The organism is Mucilaginibacter sp. BGA-UO-ETr-C110 (genome assembly GCF_059567985.1).
On record NZ_JCAQPB010000002.1, the window covers coordinates 2395151 to 2416303 of the forward strand.

Consider the following 21153-nt stretch of genomic DNA (forward strand, 5'->3'; position numbering starts at 1 on the left):
TAACAAATTTCAACGCGATTTTGATGCGTTTTTGAAACTTTAAAAAGTATTAATTTATTGATTATCAAATAACTAAATACAAAAAAGTCTTTTTTTGACCTCATTTTGTCTTAACCAAACAGCCCGGTTCTCTAAATAAAAGAGAACCGGGCTGTTGTTTTATACAATATACGAAAATTATTGGACAGATATGGTGATCCTGTTAAAAGTGCTATCATCCTTCGCTATGCTAACCATGACGTGTACCCTGCATGTCATTGCAAGGAGATTGCCACGCTGCGCTCGCAATGACATATTTTTAAACAGAAGAATTATTAAATCTTCCTCTTCGCTCTTCCTATCGTTATTGAAGTTCCAGAATGCTTTTTTGACACGCACATCATTTTTCTATAAAATTTTATCCTTAAACTGCGGTGCTTTATATTTAAACCGAAACCGTCAATTCCTAAAAACAAACACTCTCCATATGAAAATAATTATTGTTGGTGCCAGTGGCACTATAGGTAAAAAAGTAACCGAGGCTCTTCGAGGCGAAAATGAGATCATTACCGCCGGTTCCAAAAGTGGCGATATACAAGTAGATATCACCAGTACCAAATCTATCGAAGCATTTTATAAACAAACAGGCGGTTTCGACGCCCTGGTGAGCGTTACCGGCAGCGCGCATTTTGGCCCGCTCAACACCATGACCGCCAAAGATTTTAATATCGGCCTGCAAAACAAATTGTTGGGGCAGGTAAACCTGGTACTCATCGGTCAGCATTATATCAACCCCAAAGGGTCGTTCACCCTCACATCAGGTATCCTGTCCGACGACCCTATTGTGCTGGGCTCCAACCTCAGCACCGTGAACGGAGGAATCAACGCGTTTGCCAAAGCTGCTGCTATTGAGTTGGAAAACGGAGTACGTATCAACGCCATCAGCGCGGGTGTAGTAGAAGATGCTCCGGGCTATTTCCCCTACTTCCCGGGTCATATCCCCGTAACTATGGATAAAGTAGCCAATGCTTATTACAAAAGCGTATTTGGCGCTTTAACCGGGCAGGTGATACAGGTTTGGTAAAATAAAAACATGTCATTGCGAGGAGGAACGACGCGGCAATCTCGTAGCTATGCTCTTTGATGAGCTCCCGTTGGTCGGTTGTCCACGCTATCGCTCGCAATGACATATTGAATATAAGAACAGGCTATCCTACCTACCAGCGCTGTTCGAAGTCTCTGACTTCGAACCACTATGCCTGTAGTTTGCAACTACAGGCCATTTAGGTAGTCTAAAGACTACAAGCATAGTCGTCTGAAGTCAGAGACTTCAGACAGCGCACATGTAGCTGCCTGATCCATCACATCAGCACCCTCTACCCTAAACTGGGGATATATACCATTTCATTTTAGTTTTAGGTTTAAAAAACATAAGTTTGATGTCTGTAAATCCTTTTTAATTTAATGAACCAGTTAATTGAATCTTCAACTGTTCCCGGCTTTATACGTAACGTTGTAGCCAATATCCATCCCGATAGTCATACTTTTTTAATGCACAAGGTAAAAGATACCTGGGTTGAAATCACCTATAAACAGGCATTAGAAAAAATTGACGCGATATCGGCCTGGTTCCTGCGCATGGGTGTACAAAAAGGCGACCGTCTTTCGCTCATTATCGAGAACGGTCCGGATTATGTTTACTACGATCAGGCCCTGCAGCAGATCGGCGCCATCAACACTTCCATCTACCCTACGCTTAGCGAAAGTGAGATCGAATATATCCTGAACGATTCGGGCGCTAAAGCCATTTTGGTGGGCAACCCTTTTCTGTTTAGGAAAGTTTTAAAAATTGCCAATAGCTGCGAGTCGCTGATCCGTATTATACCGGCTTTTGACGACTTTGAAAAATATAGCGACAAAGTAAGCCTGAATGCCGGTGTGGTTGGCTTTGACCAGGTGATACAGGAAGGCCTTGCCCTGGTTGAGCAGTATAAACATGCTATTGCCGCCGCCCGCGAAGCTATTTTAACTACCGATATTTCCTGCCTCATTTATACATCAGGTACTACAGGTATCCCGAAGGGGGTTATGCTGACGCATCATAACCTTACCCAAAACGTGATCAATAGTTTGATCCAGATCCCGTATATTGAGAAAACAGATCTGTTCCTGTCGTTCCTGCCGCTGTCGCACGTGTTTGAGCGTACGGCCACGTATCATATTTGCCTGTCGAAGGGTTGTACCATAGCCTTTGCACAAAGCCTGGAGCTATTGGCCAAAAACATGGCCGAGGTTAAACCAACCGTATTGTGCTGCGTACCGCGATTACTGGAACGTATCCACGATAAGGCTATCAAAAACGGAACATCTGCCGGAGGCGTAAAATCAAAAATATTCCTTTGGGCCCTGGAGATTGGTAAAAAATACCGTCTGGTTCAGGAAGCCGGTAAAAAACCAGGCATCATCTTAAAAAATCAGCATAAAATTGCCGAGAAACTGGTATTCAGCAAGATCAAGGAGAAAACCGGCGGTCGCTTAAAGTTCATGGTATCGGGCGGCGGCGCTTTGCCACGCAACATTGGCGAGTTTTTTGGCGATCTGGGTATTGTGATCCTGGAAGGCTTCGGCTTAACAGAAACATCGCCGGTTATGGCCGTTACCGAATATCACCGGGTAATTTATGGCACTGTTGGCCGTATTATTCCGGGTATTGAGGTGGCTATCCAAAATGTGGAAACACAGCATATTTATACCATACAAACGCACGATAACTTTAAGGAAGACCTGCAATCGGAAGAAGGCGAGATCATTGTGCGCGGACATTGCGTAATGAAAGGCTACTGGAACAAACCCGAAGAAACCGCTACTGTGATCGATAAAGATGGTTGGTTCCACACCGGCGATATCGGCAGGTTTTACCGCGGTAACCTGCAAATAACCGACAGGTTGAAGAACATGCTGGTAAATGCCTACGGTAAAAACATATATCCTACCCCGGTAGAGAACACCTATCTTAAAAGCCCTAAAATTGAACAGATATTTTTAGTGGGTGATAAACGCGAATACATTACGGCCATCATCGTACCATCGCGCGAAACCATGCAGGAAACTTTTGGACTTAAAGACGCGTTTTTTGAACAGCCTGATGTATTTATTGAAGATAAAGAACTGGTTGACTGGGTTGGCCAGGATCTGCGCAAACTAAGCCACGAACTGGCCAAATTTGAGCGTATCAAAGCCTTCAAGGTAAAACGCAACCCCTTCAGTATGGACGATGGCGAGATAACCCCTACCATGAAAGCCAAACGCAAAGTGATCGAAAAGAAATACGCTGCCGATATTGACGAAATGTATCTGCAGGAGACGGAGGCTGACTAGACCGTTGATTTTTCTTTTGATTACATTGATTTCGTTGATAGATTTAACTATCTATTTAACCATCACGTCATTGCGAGGTACGAAGCAATCTCTACATAGGCAGGTCAACCATAAAAGTTCACTCTGTATAGTATAGAGATTGCTTCGTACCTCGCAATGACGTGCGGAGAAGAAAAGGCTCAGAAAAATCAACGCAATCAGCGTAATCAAAAAAATCAACGGTCTTTTTTGCTAACTTTGTTAGTATGAAACGATCCGGGAGTGCCGATATGCCCTTACATTATGGTTATGTGCCGCAATGGCTTGCCGAGCGTATGGCTAAGCTGGGCCTGGCCGTGGTGGAGAACATTGTGATAGATTACGGCAAGGATGAAGTACTGCGCCGCCTGAGCGATCCTTTCTGGTTTCAGAGCCTGGGCGCAGTGATGGGGATGGACTGGCATTCGTCGGGTATTACCACTTCGGTGATGGGTGCGCTTAAACGGGCCATTAATCCACATAGCCGCGAGCTGGGGATCTATATCTGCGGCGGCAAAGGCAAATATTCCAAACAAACCCCGGCCGAATTGATGAAGATCAGCGAAACTATAGGGCTCGACGGTAATCACCTGGTTAAATGCAGTAAGTTGAGCGCCAAGGTGGATAATACCGCTATACAGGATGGTTTCCAGCTGTACCTGCATAATTTTATTCTGAGCGATACCGGTAAATGGGCCGTGGTACAGCAAGGCATGAGCGACGCCAGCAGCACGGCACGCAGGTATCACTGGCATTCGGAACAATTAACCTCTTTTGTTAACGATCCGCATACGTTTATTTACGGGCAAAATCATGGCCTTATCCTCAACATGACCGACAAGCAGGCCGATAGTTCCCGTAACGGCGTAATGCAGATAGCCTCCGAAAATCCAGAGCAGATGCTACGGGAAATTAATAAACTGGTGATGCCCAATAATCATCACGTTACGGCGAAGGATGTGGACCTGAAGCGACTGGGCGCTGTACTTTGGCTGGCCCACGAAAAGCAGCCTGCCGATTTTGAAGAGTTGTTATTATTGCAGGGATTAGGACCCCGGACATTGCAGTCGCTGGCGCTGGTAAGCGAAGTGATCCACGGAACACCATCGCGTTTTAAAGACCCGGCCAGGTTTTCGTTCGCACATGGCGGTAAGGATGGTCACCCCTTCCCCGTACCAACCAAAGTTTATGACGAAACTATCAGCACTTTGCAAAACGCCGTTTATAAAGCTAAAATAGGCCAATCGGAAAAGAACGAGGCCATCAAACGCCTGTCGAAAATAGCCGAGAGCGCCGAAAAAGATTTTACACCCAACGCCAATTTTGAGCAGGTGATAGCCCGTGAGCGCGAAGATTCCTGGAAATATGGTGGTCGCACCGTAATGGGCCGGGCCAAACCGCCGGTACAACAACAATTAAAGCTATTTTAATTCAGTCGCAATGGCCTTTGCCGAATCTAATTGTGCCTGCAAAACCGGCAGCTTTTGTTTGGCAAAATCAGCTACATTGGCGTTTGGGTAGCGGCTGGCAAAAGTGTATCGCTTGATCTCCGGTTCGTACGCATCAATTATTTCCTGTAAATAGGCCTTATCAAACTGCTTTGCCTGTTTTTTTCCAAGATCAGTAATTAATTGTTGGTGAGCGGTATTCAGGGAATCTTCTGATGTTACAAAATTATCGGTCGCAAGCTTTTTTAAATCGGCACCAAGCTGGGTGTGCTTATCCATCATCACTTTTGCAAACCGGACAACCTGTCGATCTTTTGAATTAGACATAGCCAGATCCGAAATTTTAACAACAGCCTGACTGGCCTCCGTAGCGTCTTTCAAAAAAGCTTCTTCCCTTGCATTAACGGTAGGTTCGTTGTTATAATTACTGGGGCGTTTATTATCCGTACACCCCTGTATCAAAATCAGGGTAATCAACCCTAATAATATTCCTGGTATCTGCTTCATTTAAAATTTGCATGTATTTTACATAAAGTTTAACAAAAATTAATCCTTTAGGTTTAGTAAAGCATCCGTTTATCAGGTTATCCATCCCAATTGTTACTTATTTAGTTTTTTCATTTTTCTTTTGTGTAACCAAAAGGTTTCATTTATATTTGTAACCTAACGGTTTCAAATTACTATTAACTATGCTTCAAAGAGACGTTTTTAAGGCCATTGCTGATCCTACCCGGCGCGAGATCATCAATTTGATTGCCCACAACAATATGAATTTAAACGCCCTGGCCGATAATTTTGACATCAGTCGCCCCGCGGTATCAAAACATATCAAAATATTAACCGAATGCGGTTTGCTGGTGATTAAACAACAGGGCCGGGAACGTTTTTGCCAGGCCGATCTGCGCCAGCTACAGGAAGTAACCGACTGGGCCGAACAATACCGCCAGTTCTGGATGCAAAAACTGGATGCCCTTGGCAATTTCCTGGATAAAGAAGGAAGCTAAAAGCAGAAGGCATAAAGCTGAAAGCTAAAACACCGCTTTTCAAACTGAGAACATAATTATAAACCTAAAAATGAGAATATATGAGCGCACAACCATTTGTGATCGACCGAATTTATAACGCCCCTGTCGAGCGTGTTTGGCAGGCTATTACCGACAACAACCAAATGAAGGAATGGTATTTTGACATACCTGACTTTAAACCAGAAGTAGGTTTTGAATTTACTTTCAACGGCGGAAGCGAAGATAAAATATACGTTCACCTGTGCCGCGTAATTGAAGTTATTGAAGGCAAAAAACTATCACATACCTGGCGATATAAGGCTTACGAAGGTGATTCGGTAGTTACCTGGGAATTATTCCCCGAAGGTGATAAAACCAGGCTTGTGTTGACCCATACAGGTCTGGAAACCTTCCCGCCGCTAAAAGATTTCGCCAAAGAAAGCTTTACCGCCGGATGGACCGAGATTGTTGGTCGTATGCTGAAGGAATATGTAGAAAAGGCGTAGTATAAAGTAACCTCTGAATATCGGGAGACGCAATTATGCGTCTCTACAAAAAATAAAACGTAGAGACGCATAATTGCGTCTCCCGTACAGGGTGAAGTAATTCTTATTATATTCGGGTTGTAAATTATGCTGAGCAACCTCATCAACCATATCAAAAAATTCGTAGATCTTAGCGAAGCTGATATAGAACTGATTGGCAAGGCTGTAACGGTAAAATCTGTTAAAAAGAAAACTTTCCTGCTGGAGTCAGAACATATTTGTCGCGAGCTGTATTTTGTGAGCAAAGGCTGTTTGCGGACGTATTTCATCAATAAAAAGCTTAACGAACAAATAACCCAGTTTGCTATTGAAAACTGGTGGATGAGCGATCATGGAAGTCTTGAGAGCGGCAAACCATCAAGCTATTATATCCAGGCAGTCCAAAATTCTGAGGTCATCAGCATCAGCAAACTCAAGTTGGAAGAGCTTTTTGAAAAAGTTCCCCGATTGGAGCGTTACTTCCGCATAGTGCAGCAGCGGGCATTTACCGCTTCTCAAAAGCGCATCGAATACATTTACAGCATGAGCGATGAAGAGCGCTATCGTCATTTCAGCAGTCTTTTTCCCGATTTTATACAGCGCATACCACAATATATGCTGGCCTCCTACCTGGGCTTTACACCACAGTTCATGAGTAAAATACGGGCAAAAAAAGTTTAACCAGCCCTGTATTTCTTAATCTTGATTCATTTTTCGGGGCTTGTTTTGTCCGCAACTTTGGATATCACAAAAACACAAAGAAAATGAAAGCAAGAATTTCAATCCCCAAAGCAGATCCTGAAGCATACAAGGCATTAGCTGTTTTAAGCAATTATATTGAACACAGCAGCTTAACCAAAACACATAGAGAATTGATCAAAATACGTGCTTCGCAAATAAACGGCTGTGCTTATTGTATCGACATGCACACCAAAGATGCCCGCAAAGCCGGCGAAACGGAACAACGCATTTATGCCCTGAACGCCTGGCGCGAAACCCCCTTCTTTACCGAAGAAGAGCGTGCTATACTGGCCTTAACCGAAGAAGTTACCCTGATACAAAACCATGTATCTGACAAAACCTATGAAGAAGCCGCCCGCGTTTTGGACGAACACTACCTGGCCCAGGTTATTATGGCCGTCGTGAACATCAGCGCCTGGAACCGGATAGGTATTGCTACTGGTATGCAGCCAGGTTTGTAAGTCTCCAAAAATATTCTTAAACCATTTCAGAGAGTTAATTTTTTTCAGGACATGTGCTCGAAAAAATTAACTCTCTGTTTATTTACAGCAAATAATATCTGTTATATTAGTAGGCCGCTATTTAAAGCGGTTTTTACAATAGTTTATGACCCAACCTTATCTTGCAAAGCTCCTGAAGCCCTTACGTGGCGGGCACTCTTTTCCGGGCATCCTGAAACGATGCGCTATGTTCCTGTTCTTCCTGTTTATTTCCCTGTCAACCGTTATGGCCCAGCAAAAAAACGGCTATACCTTGCTTTGGCGTATCAGTGGGAAAGGTTTAACCAAGCCCTCCTACCTGTTTGGCACTATGCACGTGAAAGATAAACGGGCCTTTGGCTTTAGCGACTCCGTGATGCTGGCTATCCAAAATTCGCAGGCTTTCGCGCTTGAGGTTCACCCGGATACGCTGATCGGTAAAATGTTTGAAACCCTACGTGAAAAAGACAGTACGCGCAGCATCCGTAAACTGCTTAACAAAGATGATTATGCCCGGCTGGCCAAACGTTTCCAGGAAAAGAACGGATATCCTATGGGCAACCTCGACCCCTTGCAGCTGGAATCAATGATGAAACCCGAAAAGAAAAAAGCCGATGACAAAAAAACCTTTGTCGACGCTTATTTATACGGCGTAGCCCGTGGTATGGGCAAAAGCATTTATGGAGTTGAGAACGCCGCCCAACAATTCGACGAACATTTTGGCTCAAAAGCCGATCTGAAATCAAAACTGGAAGATCTGCTTGATGAGGATGAAGATCAAGATCTTGAAAATACCGAACGGATGACCAAAGTATACAGCACCGGCAACCTGGAAAGTATTTTAGCATTCATGGACGAAAACAACATCAGTAATGATGAAATTATTGCCCGTAACAAAGTAATGGCAAACGGCATGATGCTGCATATGAAAGATCAATCGCTGTTTACAGCCGTCGGCGTAGCGCATTTGCCAGGTGAGCATGGTATTATTGCCTTACTCAAAAAAGCAGGTTATACGCTAACACCGGTTAACGCGAGTTTTACAGGTGTGGCCAACAACTATAATACCGATTACTCCAGACTCCCATGGCAAACTTATACGGAAGAAAATAATGGCTATTCTATAGATCTGCCTTTTAAACCCATCAAAACCAATATGCTTTTGGGCGTAAACACAACCCTTTATGCTGATATCGCAAATGATACTTTTTTTGGCGCCTTTGCTCTAAAAAAAGGTTCTGATCAAAAACCTGCAAACCAGGCAGAAGTTATGCAAAGCATGATCAACAGGTTTAAAGCAGATAAGAAAAATCATATCCTGAGTGAAAAACCTGTGGCGGTAAACGGGTTAAAAGGTACCGATATAGTTATGAGATCGAATAATAATGTTTTAAAATACAGGCTTTTATTTGATAACAACTACCTGTATTGCCTGTATGGCGGTAATGATGAGGCAACGGTTAACTCGGCTTATGCCAATCGTTTTTTTAATTCATTTAAAAGCTTTAAGCCGCTTGCTAAGCCTAATCCAGGTTGGATAACTGTAAAAAATGATACCGGTGCATTTACGCTGCATTTGCCCGGACAGTTAAAACTGATCGAAAAAGAAACACCAGACCCCAGTGATATTCACGGCGATCCTTTCCGGATGAAGATCTATTATGTAACCGACACCGTTAACTTAGAGAACTATATTATACGCTATAATGATTACCCTGCGCAAAAGTACCTGGCTTACCAGGGCAAGCTTTTTGACGTACTGGTAAACGAAATAAAAGCAAAAGGGACACCAATCGGCAAGATCAAGCAAATATCTAAAGACGGATATGAAGGCCGAGAGTTTAATTTTATGCTTTCTGATAAATACAACTGCAAGGCACAAATATTTGTGAGGGGAAACCGGATCTATCTTTTAATGAAGCAAAACCTGCAGGAAGGATCAAAGGAGCAGCCGAGTGACGACTTTTTTGAGTCGTTTAAATTTACACCTTATGCAAAACAAACGTTAACGCCATTTAAAATTGACGACGGTACATTTTCGGCAGCGGGCTTTTCAAAAATAAAAACAGCCTTTGATACTGCTCATAGTCATACCTCGTTTTTGAAGGCAGTATCCGACTCTTACTCAACCAACCCTGCATCGGGGGGCTTATATACTTTGGAGCATGATGTCATCAGCAAATACTACAGAATAAAAAATATCGATTCGCTATTCAGTTATCTGATCCCTAAGCTTGTTCATTATACCGATTCTCTTGTTAAAACAGATACGATATTAGTAAACGGGCTTAAAGGCCGTGAATTTGTATCCCAGAAAAAGGGATCCAAAGAAAAATGGCGGTACCGGGTATTTATTGATAATGCCGACCTTTTTTATTTTTTTGGTCGTATGGCCAATGAAGAGCTGTTTGATGAAAACAATAATGCTTTTTACAACTCCTTAATTAAAACGGGCACTACCCCGGCAATTGACTTAAATACTTCAAAAGCCGAATTAATAACTAACGACCTGCTTGCAACCGATACGGGTACCTATAAAGCAGCACTCGGGGCCTTGTCATACTATAAATTTGATAAGGATGAGCTTCCCTTTGTTTATAAGGCACTTGATAAAAAATACGCCGATGATACCAGCGGTAAAGGAGCACGTACAAAATTGATCAAGGCACTGGCTGAAGTAAACGACAGCAAAACCATCGACAAATTAACTTCGCTTTTCAAAAGCCCGGATACGGACGATCAGCTTAAGGTGAACATTCTGGCTACTATCCCCGAGGTAGATAAAAAACAGGGCTATGATATTTACCTCGATCTGTTAACCAATTCGCCTGAGTTAAAAACTGATAATGTTTACCCGGCTTTCAGACCGCTGAGTGATTCTGTTGAATACACGGCTGTTAATTTTAAACGTCTGCTGCCTTTATTAAAATACCCGGATTATCGTAAAAAACTGCTTTCCATTACGCAACAGATGCAGTATACCGACGTTAAGGAGAAATATTTACCATTATTAAAAACCCATTTTACCAACCTAACGCAATATGCCGAGGCAGATCTGGATGCCTATCTTTCAAAAACAGATACGGTTAATAATAAATGGTTCTCCTCAGGCTATTATTATCTCCATCTGATGCAATCCATCAAAAATCAGCCCGTAACAGAACGATTTACAGCAAAGCTTATCCGTGATGACCATGCCGGAAATCAATTGTACGAAGCTGTGACCACTCGTATAGTGAATCATTTGGTTACCGATCAAAAATTGGTAAATCAGCTTTTGGATAGTATAGAGAACCGTTATACTTTAATGGAAACGTTGAGTAATGAAAAACAACTATCGCGGGTACCGCTTAAATACAAAAGCCAGGTTGAATTTGCCAAACTCAGCCTCTACCAGTCCCTGGTTAATACCGAAGATGAAAATGTACCCAAAAACATGAGCCTGCTGGGTACCTTACCGGATAAAGGGGGTATTTACTATGTATTTAAATACAACCTGCCCTACTATGACGAAAACGCGTTATACATCGGTATATGCGGCCCTTACACCCCGGGATCAACCAAATTGGATTTCAGCAGCTATCATGCTTATTTTGATGGTTCGCCCAAGAAAACCAACTGGCAGCAACAGGCCAAAGGCTTGATGTTGAAACTTAAGCAGCAAAATAAAGAGGAGCTTACCAAAGCCGGTAAGTGATCCTCTTAACTACAACAAAAAAGCCGGGTCTTTTTCAAGAACCCGGCTTTTGGATTTGGATTTATAATTCAAATTAGAACACGCTAATTAAAATACTTGGTCAAATTGGTTAACAGCGTCTTTGCTTTCGAGCACGGAGTGCCCCATCAAAAACTCATCAACCTTGCGGGCTGTTTCGCGGCCCTCAGATATGGCCCATACCACCAGCGATTGACCACGGCGCATGTCGCCAGCGGTAAATACTTTGCTTACATTGGTACGGTAAACACCTTCTTTTGCTTTTACGTTTTTACGCTCGTCCAGTTCAATAGCTAATTGTTGGATCATACCCACATGCTGCGGATGTAAAAAGCCCATCGCCAGGAATACACGCTGGCAAGGTATTTCGCGCTCAGAACCCTCTATTATATTGAATTTTACCGGGCGACCCAGGAAATCCTGCTCCCACTCCACATCAACTACTTTAAGCGCTCTCAGGTTACCTTCTTCGTCGCCTAAAAACTCCAGGGTATTTACACCCCAGAAACGCTCGGCGCCTTCTTCGTGTGAGCTGGTGGTTTTCATCACCATAGGGTAAGTTGGCCATGGCATGTGCTTAGTGCGTTGCTCGGGCGGTTGAAACATCACCTCAAACTGTTTAATAGAGCTTGCACCCTGGCGGTTTGATGTACCCACGCAATCAGAACCGGTGTCGCCACCGCCAATCACTACTACATCTTTACCGTTAACCAGGATATCTTCACCCTGAACCTGAATATCGCTTACCCGTTTATTTTGCTGTTTCAAAAAGTCCATCGCGAAGTGGATGCCTTTAAACTCACGGCCCGGGATGTTCAGGTTACGCGGTATGGTTGAACCGCCTGCCAATACTACGGCATCGTTATTCCGCACCAGTTCGTCAGCAGCTACGTTAACACCAACCTCGCTATTGCATTTAAATACAACACCATCTTTCTCCATCACCTCAATACGGCGCTCTACAACCCATTTTTCCAGTTTAAAATCGGGGATGCCATAACGTAACAGGCCTCCTGGTTTATCGTCGCGCTCGTAAACGGTAACCGCGTGCCCTGCTTTGGTCAGCTGGGCTGCTGCTGCCAGTCCTGCCGGACCTGAACCTACTACAGCTACCTTTTTACCGGTTTTAACCAGCGGCGCGGTTTGCTTTACCAGGTTTTTCTGGTAAGCAATCTCGATAATATGTTTCTCAATTTCCTCAATAGCTACAGCGGGTTTGTTAATACCCAGCACACATGCCGACTCACATGGAGCAGGGCATATACGACCTGTAAACTCAGGGAAGTTATTGGTTGACGATAAAATATGGTACGCTTCTTCCCAGTTTTTACGATACACCGCATCGTTAAACTCTGGAATAATGTTTCCCAGCGGGCATCCCGAATGGCAAAACGGAATACCGCAATTCATACACCTGGCCGATTGCTGGTTCAGCTTTTCGTCTGTATATAAATTAACAAACTCTTTATAGTTCTTTACGCGTTCAGCAGCAGGAACCTTGGTTGGTAATTCCCTGTTAAACTCCTGAAATCCTGTTGGTTTTCCCATTGAAATTTAGCCTATTGTTTGATATTGTAATTTCTCTATTGCTTTTTTATACTCTTTCGGATACACTTTTACAAACTGTGTAGATGCTTGCGCCCAGTTGCCCAGGATCTGCTGTGCCAGCTTACTGCCGGTTAGGCTGATGTGCTTGCGTAACAGTGTTTGTATCTGCTCAGCGTCCTGTAACGATAGCGGATCAAGATCAACCATCTCTGTGTTACAGTTCTCGGCAAATGTACCTTCAGGATTATACACCCATGCTATACCACCGCTCATACCAGCTGCGAAGTTGCGACCTGTTTTGCCCAGTATCAGCGCGCGGCCACCAGTCATGTATTCGCAACCGTGATCGCCTATACCTTCCACAACCGTGGTAGCACCTGAGTTACGTACCGCGAAACGCTCACCTGCCATACCGCCGATAAACAACTCGCCGGATGTAGCGCCGTACAGGGCCACGTTACCGATGATGATATTATCCTGTGGTACAAAGGTGGCATTACCCGCCGGGTAAATAGCCAGTTGTGCCCCTGATAAGCCTTTGCCTACATAGTCATTCGCTTCGCCTTCCAACTCAAAGGATAAACCTTTGGTGGCAAACGCGCCGAAACTTTGACCGGCGGAGCCTTTGAATTTATAGTTGATGGTATTATCAGGCAATCCTGCCGATCCGTATTTTTTAGACACCTCGTTTGATAACAAAGTACCAATGGTACGGTTAACGTTGATTACATCAAATGACGCGAATACCGGGGTTTTATCTTCTAAAGCAACTTTTGCACTTTCAACCAGTTTCCAGTCAAGTATATCAGCCATGCCGTGATCCTGGCTTTCGCTGTTATACAGGGTCATGCCTTTGGTATTGGTTACCGGGTGCAGAATGCCGGACAGATCGATCTTTTTAGCTTTCCAGTTATCCAGATGGTCTTTTACTTTCAGGAACTGAACGCGGCCCACCATCTCCAGAATGGTACGGAAACCCAGTTCGGCCATGATCTCACGCAATTCCTCAGCCATAAAGCGGAACAGGTTAACCACATGCTCAGGTTTGCCTGAGAACAGTTTACGCAGTTCAGGATCTTGTGTGGCCACACCTACCGGACAGGTGTTCAGGTGGCATTTGCGCATCATGATACAGCCGCCGGCGACAAGGGCAGCCGTAGCAACACCCCATTCTTCGGCACCCATCAGGGCGGCAATAGCCAAATCACGGCCGGTTTTTAACTGACCATCTGTTTGCAATACCACACGGCTGCGTAGTTTGTTGCGTACCAATGTTTGATGAGCCTCTGTTAAGCCAAGCTCCCATGGTAAGCCCGCATGTTTTACAGAACTTATTGGCGATGCGCCAGTACCGCCATCATATCCGGCAATCAGGATCACATCGGCGTGTGCTTTGGCAACACCCGCGGCAATAGTACCAACACCGGCTTTTGAAACCAGTTTTACGTTGATACGCGCGGCACGGTTAGCATTCTTTAAGTCGAATATCAATTGGGCCAAATCCTCGATAGAATAAATATCGTGGTGCGGCGGCGGAGATATCAAACCTACACCCGGTGTAGAGTGACGGGTTTTAGCGATCCAGTCATCCACTTTATGACCAGGTAATTGTCCGCCCTCGCCCGGTTTTGCACCCTGGGCCATTTTTATCTGTAGCTCATCGGCGTTGGTCAAATAGTTGGAAGTTACTCCAAAACGTGCCGAAGCGATCTGTTTGATAGCCGAACGCATAGAATCGCCATTTGGCAATACTTCGTAGCGCATTTCGTCCTCACCACCTTCGCCGGTATTACTTTTACCGCCTATACGGTTCATGGCGATGGCCATGGTGCTGTGCGCCTCATGCGAGATAGAACCGAATGACATGGCGCCTGTAGCAAAGCGTTTCATGATGTTTTCGGCCGGTTCAACCTCATCAATGCTGATGGCTTCACGGTGGTGGGCAAAATCAAGCAAACCACGGATGGTGAAATGCTTTTCGGTTTGCTCGTTGATTTCCTTAGCGTACTTTTTATATACCTCGTAATCATTGCTACGGGTAGCATGCTGTAATAAGTGTACGGTAGTTGGGTTAAACAAATGAGCCTCGCCCCTGCGTTTCCACTGATAGATACCACCTTCGGGCAGTAAATTATCCGCAGCTTTAGCGCTAAAGCCGATGCGGTGTTTGCAAAGTGCCTCGCGTGCAATTTCATCCAGTCCTAAACCACCGATACGGGTAACGGCGCCAGAGAAATAACGATCGACTACTGATTGGTTTAAACCTAATATTTCAAACACCTGCGAACCGTGGTATGACTGTAATGTAGAGATCCCCATTTTTGAGAAAATCTTCAACAAACCATCATTAACCGATTTCACATAGTTTTTAAGCAGGTATTTGATATCCAGGCTAGTTTCCAGACTGCCATTATTTTTAACCGTTTCAATGGTTGATAGGGCCAGGTAAGGATTAATAGCGGTAGCACCAAAGGCCAGCAAACAAGCGAAGTGGTGTACTTCCCAGGCATCGCCGGTTTCTACAACCAAACCTACGGCGCCACGGCGACCTTTTTTGATGAGGTGGTGATGCACAGCAGATACCGCCAGTAACGATGGTATAGGCGCGTGCTCAGAATCAATAGCACGATCTGACAGGATCAATACCTCAAAACCGTCATCAACGGCATCTTCGGCATAGCGACAAAGCCTGGCTATACCTTTTTCCAGCGAACCCGGCATGCCATCGGCATTAAAGTAAGTTTGCAGGGTTTTGGCATGGAACAGGCCGGTATCAATACTGCGCAGTTTCTCTAACTGGTGATTTTTTAATATTGGGTGTTTCAGCACTACGCAATGGCAGTGCATTTTATCTTCATCCAACAGGTTGCCGTTGTTACCGATGAAAGTAGCCAGGCTCATCACCAAACGCTCGCGAATAGGGTCTATCGGCGGGTTGGTAACCTGGGCAAAAAATTGTTTAAAATAGCTCGACAGGTGTTGAGGTTTATCTGACAGGATAGCCAAAGGCACATCGGTACCCATAGAACCCACTGGTTCTTTACCATCAAGAGCCATCGGTTTAATGATGGTATCAAGGTCCTCACGGCTGTAACCAAACACCTGTTGGTAGCGGAACACAGCCGGCTCAGACAATGGCGCAAATGCCAAACGCGGTTCGGCCAGTTCGCTCAGGTTTATTTTATAATTCTCCAACCAACGGCCATAAGGCTGCTGTGAGGCAATCTGTTGTTTAATTTCTTCGTCGGTAATAATGCGTGCCTGCTCAGTATCGATCAGCAGCATTTTGCCTGGCTGTAAACGGCCTTTACGTAATACAGTGCTTTCGTCAATAGCCAAAGTACCTGCTTCGGAAGCGGCAATTACACGACCATCAGTGGTGATCACATAACGCAGCGGACGCAGACCATTACGGTCAAGCACAGCGCCTACCAGTTTGCCATCGGTAAAGCTGATGGCCGCAGGACCATCCCAAGGCTCCATTAAAGTAGCGTGGTATTCGTAGAAGGCTTTTTTAACCGGATCCATCTGCTCGTTGCCGTCCCATGCTTCAGGGATCAGCATCATCATTACATGTGGTAATGAACGACCAGAGTGTAGCAAGATCTCGATGATGTTATCCAGGCAGGCAGAGTCTGACTGGTTATTATCGATCACCGGCATGATCATTTCCATCTCTTCGGCACTAAAATAGGTCGAAGCATAGGATTTTAAGCCGGAGTAGAACCAGTTTAAGTTACCGGTAAGGGTATTGATCTCGCCGTTATGGGCAATCAGGCGGAATGGTTGCGCCAGTTTCCATGACGGGAAAGTATTGGTTGAGAAACGCGAATGGATCATGGCAAAGCCAGATGCGATACGCGGATCGTTCAGGTCTGAATAGTATTTACGCAGTTGATAGGTGGTAACCTGTCCTTTGTAAACAATGGTTTTACATGATAACGATGTAAAATAAAAATGCTCACCAGCGCCGGGAATAGTTTCAACGATGGTTTTGTTAATATATCTTCTTAGTATAAACAGTTTACGTTCAAAATCATCGGCATTGGTAATACTGCCCGGTCTGGCAATAAATATTTGCTCAACATCCGGTTCGGCCTGGCGGGCGGTTTCGCCAACAGCCATAGAATCAACAGTAAGCTTACGGTAACCTAGTTTGATCAAACCCAACTTTTCAATAGCATTGGTGATCACATTACGGCAGGATTTCTTTTGTGCCGAATCCTTCGGAAAAAATATCATCCCCACACCATACTCACCGGGTTCAGGCAGGCTGATCTCCAGGTTTGAGCATTCTTCCATCAAAAATTCATGTGGTAATTGTATCAGTATACCCGCGCCGTCGCCGGTTTCAGGGTCGCATCCGCAGGCGCCGCGGTGTTCCATATTTTCCAACATGGTTAGCGCGTCGTCAATTATCTGGTAAGATTTATGACCATTAATATTGGTTATAAACCCAGTTCCGCAGGAGTCGTGTTCAAATTCTGGCCGGTAAAGGCCCTGGTGGCTCTCAGTTTGATTCATCGTAAAATTTAAACCAGTTTTATAAAAAGGGTGTAACTACGAAATTACTAAATCCAACATAAATTATAAAATTATCGGTTATTTTTTAAAATATCTAAAAAATCCATTACCGAAGTAATGTTTATTTAACAAATCCATAACAAAAAATACAGAATATTATGATTAAGAAAATGAAACACTAAATTTTCTTATTTAGAATCGATATAAAGTTGCACAAACAAAGCAATATTCAATTATAGCAGCGGTAATTTTTGTTATAACAGAATTAAATTTTGTGCGATTTATCTATGTATTCTATAGGATAACACTCCATTTAAATTAATGTACTATTTACATTAAGGCATAATTCAACCTAAATTTTAGAATTGTTAACTTCGCACAAAATTTAAAACTGATGCCAGCAAAAAATAAAGCCGTTTTTTTAGATCGTGATGGGGTACTTAACCAGGAAATGGGCGACTACGTGCGCCGCCTGGAAGATTTTCATATACTGGACAATTTTGAAGCCCTGAAAACCCTTCAAGATCGCGGTTACCTGTTACTGGTAGCCACCAACCAGGGCGGCCTGGCTAAAGGCTGGTATACCGAAGGGGAGTTGGCCAAAATGCATGCTCTCCTGAAACAAACCTACCACGAACATGGTGTGGAGATAACCGACTTTTTTTATTGCCCGCATCACCCGCTGTATACCGGCGATTGTGATTGCCGCAAACCCAAACCGGGTTTATTACTACAAGGCATTGCCAAATATGATATCGATCCGACAAAATCATACTTTATCGGTGACCGTGAGCGTGACGTAGAAGCCGGAACCGCCGCCGGTGTTAAAGGTATATTAATAGACAGCGACCAGCCTATAAGTACGGTGCTGGATCAAATAAAATAAGAGTCCAATTATATATAAAACCACGTCATTGCGAGCGTAGCGTGGCAATCCCCGATTAGCAGGGCAAATATGCAAAGTTGCTCTGTAGAGTTAGGGATTGCCACGCTACGCTCGCAATGACGTGTTTATGAAATACATATTTTTAAAACATTTTCCCTTCATACAACTTTTATCCCTATTAACCAGTAAAACATCACATGCAACTAAACCGCTATTTAAAAAATTACGACACTTTTATAGCCGCGCTGCTTGGTTTTTTTGCCGTGCGTATATTTTGTAGTTATAGCGGAATAGGTATCTCGCCCGATTCTATCATGTATGTGAGCGCCGCCCGGAGCTTAAATACCAACGGCACGCTGCAAACCTTTAATCATATCCCCATCGTTGATTTCCCGGTGTTCTACCCTATTTTCCTGGGCTGTATCAAATTCATTACCCGTATTGATCCGGTCATTTACGGATCGGTGTTGAATGGTTTGATGTTTGCCGGTTTAATATATACCAGCGGATGGATCATGCACCGCTTTGTACCCACATCACGCATTTATAAATGGTTGATGCTGGTGGCCATCGTGCTAAGTCCGGCGCTGCTACAGGTGTACTCTTATTTATGGTCTGAGACCTTATTCATTTTCGAAACGCTTTTGTTCCTGGTCGCTTTCAGGCAATATCTTTTAAAACATACCCTTAAACCGCTGTTAGTAGCTGCCATTATAGCGGCTATAGGCTGTGTTACCCGGTATGCTGCGGTTACTATTGTGGGTACCGGCGGCTTGCTGCTTCTGCTGGATAGGGTATTGCCACTTAAAAAGAAGATCGTACATATTATTATATACGGCTTTGTTTGTATATCGCTGTTGGTGAGCAACCTCCTGTTCAATGCGTTCATGTCAGGTACTACCACCGGCCCCCGCGAGCCTTCTATTACCTCCTTCGGGAAAAACCTGTACTATTTCGGTACCGTAATGTGCGACTGGATGGGTTTTACTCCCAACCAATACTACCTGGCCACACCAATTGCTACCATCATGTTATTGGGTTTTATAGCGGCGCTGGCTTACAATTACTATCGCCGCAGGCTGGATAGTTTTGAGAATCTGGCTATTACATTTGCTTTGGTATATGGCTTGTTCATTCTCGTTTCCTCCACCTTTTCGCGTTACGAACGGATCAATCACCGTTTGCTGGCGCCTATTTTTATTCCGGCGCTTTGGGGCTATACCAGCTGGGGTTTGCTGATACTGAAGAAGATCAGCAACATAACCACCCGCCGCATTGTAGCCGCCGTATTTATAGTGATGATGCTGGGCTTTGTAACCAAGGAGTTTTTTATAGATAAACAGCGCTATAGCGAGCAGATAGCTGATAGTTACGGTGTCCCCGGCTATACTTCTGACGATTGGCTGGAGTCGCCCTTTGCGGCTTATTTAAAACATATTGATAAAAGCATGTTTAAGCCCAAGGTGACCATTTATACCGATGCACACGAGGCCGTTTATTTCTTCTCGGGCATGTCGTCATACCTGGTACCGCACCGCTTCTTCAAAAAAGATATTGCCAGTTTCTATAAGAAGAAACACTTTTACCTCATCTGGTTCAACGTATTGGAAAACCCAGAACTGATCAACCTAAAAGATATCCAAAAAGTAAAATCACTGAAGCTGATCAAAGATTTTGGTGAAGAAGGTGGTATTTATGAATGCGAGGAGCAGTAGAACGGATTATAATTTTGAAATGGTCAACCGTACGGAATTTACAGAATTGTAAAATAGCTAAAGTTTGAGGTCAATTATTTTGAAAATCCTAAAATTCGGTAAATTCTGATTCAAACATTTTGATTTAAAAAACATCTGTCTATATTTGCGACAGCTAATCCATAGTTTTACTATATAAAAATGAACGGTATCGCACTACATCATCTTCATCTGCATCACCACCATGTGGTGATCAGCTAATATGTATGTTTCTACGCGAAATAACAACCTCCGTTTATACTCTTTTTTATCATAGTTTCTTAAATTCAATCTTTTGAAAACACTTAAAATAGCGATCCAGAAATCTGGTCGTCTCAACGAAAAATCCGTTGAATTACTAAAAAATTGCGGCTTAAATTTCGAAAATTACAAAAGCTCGCTTATCTCCCCAGTTTCCAACTTCCCTTTAGAGATCCTTTTTTTGCGCGATGATGACATCCCCGAATACGTTCAGGATGGCATTGCCGATCTGGGTATTGTAGGTGAAAATGTGATACAGGAAACCGAAGTGGAGGTGAGCTACCTGCAACGCCTTGGTTTTGGCAAATGCTCGCTGAAAATAGCCGTGCCCAACAACAACGATATTCAAAACCTCAGCGACCTGAACGGTAAAGCCATCGCCACCACCTACCCGGTTATTTTAGGTAAATTCCTCAAACAACAAGGGATCCAGTCAGATATCCGTACTATTTCGGGTTCCGTGGAAATTTCTCCGGGCCTCGGCCTGAGCGATGCTATCTGCGATTTGGTTTCAACAGGCGGTACCCTCAAAAGTAACGGATTGAAGCCATTTGCCGATGTCATGTCGTCAGAAGCCGTGCTTATCGGTTGCAAAACTATCGAAGACAATCACCTGGTACAGGAGCTGATTCAGCGTATCCAGTCTGTTTTACGTGCCAAAGAAACTAAGTACGTGGTACTTAACGTTCATGTAGGTAACCTTGAAGCAGTAACCGCTTTATTACCAGGCGTAAAAAGTCCGTCGGTAGTGCCATTGGCCGAGCCTGAGTGGGTTGCAGTACACACCGTGATCCCTGAGCGTGATTTCTGGGACAGGATAAGTCAGCTGAAACAAGCCGGCGCACAAGGCATTGTGGTAATGCCTATTGAGAAGATAATTTTATAGTTAGTGTGCAGTTGGCGGTTTGCAGTTAG

14 protein-coding genes are annotated in these 21153 nt (G+C 44.0%); 11 read left to right on the plus strand and 3 right to left on the minus strand.

All coding sequences use genetic code 11. From position 1 onward, the window contains the following. Positions 1-466 precede the first annotated feature (466 nt). The 3 genes from AC57BQ_RS10665 (at position 467) to AC57BQ_RS10675 (ending at position 4805) form a co-directional block, all read left to right on the plus strand. Entirely contained in the window at positions 467-1063 is a 597-nt protein-coding gene (locus tag AC57BQ_RS10665) for a short chain dehydrogenase (protein WP_496406266.1), read from the plus strand. 380 nt (positions 1064-1443) lie between these two features. Continuing rightward, positions 1444-3357 carry an AMP-dependent synthetase/ligase gene (locus tag AC57BQ_RS10670; RefSeq protein ID WP_496406267.1) on the plus strand — a complete coding sequence of 638 codons (1914 nt, stop codon included), beginning with the start codon at positions 1444-1446 and terminating at the stop codon, positions 3355-3357. A gap of 245 nt (positions 3358-3602) precedes the next feature. Next, entirely contained in the window at positions 3603-4805 is a 1203-nt protein-coding gene (locus tag AC57BQ_RS10675) for a DUF763 domain-containing protein (protein ID WP_496406268.1), read from the plus strand. On the opposite strand, the gene AC57BQ_RS10680 is transcribed toward AC57BQ_RS10675, so the two are convergent. Beyond that, complete coding sequence (locus AC57BQ_RS10680; protein WP_496406269.1) at positions 4797-5330, minus strand: DUF4142 domain-containing protein; 534 nt, start codon at positions 5328-5330, stop codon at positions 4797-4799. The two genes, AC57BQ_RS10675 and AC57BQ_RS10680, sit on opposite strands and share 9 nt — an antisense overlap. 182 nt (positions 5331-5512) lie before the next feature. Between AC57BQ_RS10680 and AC57BQ_RS10685 the strand changes: the two genes are divergently transcribed. The 5 genes from AC57BQ_RS10685 (at position 5513) to AC57BQ_RS10705 (ending at position 11268) form a co-directional block, all read left to right on the plus strand. Then, a complete protein-coding gene (locus AC57BQ_RS10685; protein ID WP_496406270.1) occupies positions 5513-5827 on the plus strand; it encodes an ArsR/SmtB family transcription factor in 315 nt (104 codons plus the stop codon). Positions 5828-5907: 80 nt separating this feature from the next. Further along, positions 5908-6333 (plus strand): SRPBCC family protein, encoded by a 426-nt coding sequence (locus tag AC57BQ_RS10690; protein ID WP_496406271.1) that lies wholly within the window; start codon positions 5908-5910, stop codon positions 6331-6333. Between the two features lie 126 nt (positions 6334-6459). After that, on the plus strand, positions 6460-7032 hold the full coding sequence (locus AC57BQ_RS10695; protein WP_496406272.1) for a Crp/Fnr family transcriptional regulator: 573 nt from the start codon (positions 6460-6462) through the stop codon (positions 7030-7032). 83 nt (positions 7033-7115) lie between these two features. Further along, a complete protein-coding gene (locus AC57BQ_RS10700) occupies positions 7116-7553 on the plus strand; it encodes a carboxymuconolactone decarboxylase family protein (protein ID WP_496406273.1) in 438 nt (145 codons plus the stop codon). A gap of 145 nt (positions 7554-7698) precedes the next feature. Next, positions 7699-11268, plus strand: a complete 3570-nt coding sequence (locus AC57BQ_RS10705) for a TraB/GumN family protein (RefSeq protein WP_496406274.1) — start codon at positions 7699-7701, stop codon at positions 11266-11268. Between the two features lie 87 nt (positions 11269-11355). On the opposite strand, the gene AC57BQ_RS10710 is transcribed toward AC57BQ_RS10705, so the two are convergent. Together AC57BQ_RS10710 and gltB are read right to left on the minus strand one after the other, a co-directional pair. Next, positions 11356-12834: a glutamate synthase subunit beta gene (locus AC57BQ_RS10710; RefSeq protein ID WP_496406275.1), complete on the minus strand. Its 1479-nt coding sequence runs from the start codon at positions 12832-12834 to the stop codon at positions 11356-11358. Between the two features lie 6 nt (positions 12835-12840). Next, positions 12841-17358 (minus strand): glutamate synthase large subunit, encoded by a 4518-nt coding sequence (gltB, locus tag AC57BQ_RS10715; protein WP_496406276.1) that lies wholly within the window; start codon positions 17356-17358, stop codon positions 12841-12843. A gap of 394 nt (positions 17359-17752) precedes the next feature. Here gltB and AC57BQ_RS10720 point away from each other — a divergent pair, with 394 nt between their 5' ends. The 3 genes from AC57BQ_RS10720 (at position 17753) to hisG (ending at position 21124) form a co-directional block, all read left to right on the plus strand. Continuing rightward, positions 17753-18244: a D-glycero-alpha-D-manno-heptose-1,7-bisphosphate 7-phosphatase gene (locus AC57BQ_RS10720; RefSeq protein WP_496406277.1), complete on the plus strand. Its 492-nt coding sequence runs from the start codon at positions 17753-17755 to the stop codon at positions 18242-18244. A gap of 197 nt (positions 18245-18441) precedes the next feature. Further along, positions 18442-19959 carry a hypothetical protein gene (locus tag AC57BQ_RS10725; protein ID WP_496406278.1) on the plus strand — a complete coding sequence of 506 codons (1518 nt, stop codon included), beginning with the start codon at positions 18442-18444 and terminating at the stop codon, positions 19957-19959. Between the two features lie 313 nt (positions 19960-20272). Beyond that, positions 20273-21124 (plus strand): ATP phosphoribosyltransferase, encoded by an 852-nt coding sequence (gene hisG / locus AC57BQ_RS10730; RefSeq protein ID WP_090468242.1) that lies wholly within the window; start codon positions 20273-20275, stop codon positions 21122-21124. Positions 21125-21153: the final 29 nt, after the last annotated feature.

Excerpts from the sequence above, each read along its gene's own strand:
- AC57BQ_RS10690 (WP_496406271.1), top strand. The coding sequence starts at position 5,908 with ATGAGCGCACAACCATTTGTGATCGACCGAATTTATAACGCCCCTGTC.
- AC57BQ_RS10670 (WP_496406267.1), top strand. The coding sequence starts at position 1,444 with ATGAACCAGTTAATTGAATCTTCAACTGTTCCCGGCTTTATACGTAAC.
- AC57BQ_RS10685 (WP_496406270.1), top strand. The coding sequence starts at position 5,513 with ATGCTTCAAAGAGACGTTTTTAAGGCCATTGCTGATCCTACCCGGCGC.
- AC57BQ_RS10665 (WP_496406266.1), top strand. The coding sequence starts at position 467 with ATGAAAATAATTATTGTTGGTGCCAGTGGCACTATAGGTAAAAAAGTA.
- AC57BQ_RS10675 (WP_496406268.1), top strand. The coding sequence starts at position 3,603 with ATGAAACGATCCGGGAGTGCCGATATGCCCTTACATTATGGTTATGTG.
- AC57BQ_RS10725 (WP_496406278.1), top strand. The coding sequence starts at position 18,442 with ATGCAACTAAACCGCTATTTAAAAAATTACGACACTTTTATAGCCGCG.
- AC57BQ_RS10710 (WP_496406275.1), bottom strand. The coding sequence starts at position 12,834 with ATGGGAAAACCAACAGGATTTCAGGAGTTTAACAGGGAATTACCAACC.
- AC57BQ_RS10720 (WP_496406277.1), top strand. The coding sequence starts at position 17,753 with ATGCCAGCAAAAAATAAAGCCGTTTTTTTAGATCGTGATGGGGTACTT.
- AC57BQ_RS10695 (WP_496406272.1), top strand. The coding sequence starts at position 6,460 with ATGCTGAGCAACCTCATCAACCATATCAAAAAATTCGTAGATCTTAGC.
- AC57BQ_RS10705 (WP_496406274.1), top strand. The coding sequence starts at position 7,699 with ATGACCCAACCTTATCTTGCAAAGCTCCTGAAGCCCTTACGTGGCGGG.
- AC57BQ_RS10680 (WP_496406269.1), bottom strand. The coding sequence starts at position 5,330 with ATGAAGCAGATACCAGGAATATTATTAGGGTTGATTACCCTGATTTTG.
- gltB (WP_496406276.1), bottom strand. The coding sequence starts at position 17,358 with ATGAATCAAACTGAGAGCCACCAGGGCCTTTACCGGCCAGAATTTGAA.
- AC57BQ_RS10700 (WP_496406273.1), top strand. The coding sequence starts at position 7,116 with ATGAAAGCAAGAATTTCAATCCCCAAAGCAGATCCTGAAGCATACAAG.